This is a genomic window from Bradyrhizobium sp. 154 (assembly GCF_023073875.1).
Taxonomy (GTDB): Bacteria; Pseudomonadota; Alphaproteobacteria; order Rhizobiales; family Xanthobacteraceae; genus Bradyrhizobium.
The window spans coordinates 1-799 of the sequence record NZ_JADPKG010000090.1 but is presented as its reverse complement, the minus strand read 5'-3'; the positions used below and the strand labels follow the sequence as shown (position 1 = coordinate 799).

General features: G+C 60.6%; 1 protein-coding gene. It reads left to right on the top strand.

From position 1 onward, the window contains the following. Positions 1-799 (top strand): beta-propeller fold lactonase family protein (locus IVA92_RS21025; RefSeq protein ID WP_247534310.1); only part of this gene is annotated, 799 nt, incomplete at both ends.

Genomic DNA, 799 nt, shown 5'->3' with positions numbered 1-799 from the left:
TGGCGCTGGTCGCCGACTCGGTCGACGTCGTCAAGGAGGGCGACACGCTGAAACAGGTGCTGGACAACAAGATTTACGTCGTCGACCTGCAGGCCAATCCGCCCAAGCTGGCTGCAACGCTCACTGGCGGGAAACAACCTTCCGGGCTCAGCTTCAGTCCAGATGGCAAGATGGCACTGGTCGCCAATCGCGGAGACAATTCGATCAGCGTCCTCTCCGTGAACGGCACTGACGTGAAGATCACGGAAACCGTTGCGATGCCGGACAGTCCGTCGCACGTGACGTTCACCCCTGATGGCAAGCGAGCCCTGGTCGCCCGCTTCCCTGCTCACAAAGTCTCCATGCTGGACATCGCGGGCGATAAGGTGACGTACAACAAGATCGACCTGCCGGCCGGCCAGTGGCCCTACAATGTCGCGGCCGCACCCGGCGGGAAAATCGCCCTGACCTCGGATAACGGCAACGCAGGTGCTTCCGATGGAAGTGTGGATACCACGAGCGTCATCGATTTGGAGGCCGATCCGCCACGCATCATCGATCGCGTGGTGGTGGGCGACGGCCCCGAGGGGCTTGCAATCAGCCCCAAGGGCGACGTCGCGGTTGCGGTCATTCTGCGCGGCTCCAACATGAAGAACGCATACTTCTACGAAAAGAACGGTAGCATCTCGGTTCTCAAGATCGACGGCAAGAAAGTGAGCAAGACCGCAGACATTGAGGTCGGCGGCTTGCCCGAGGCTGCAGTCTTCACGCCCGACGGCAAGTACCTTCTCATCGGCAACTATCTGACGCAGGACTTCTC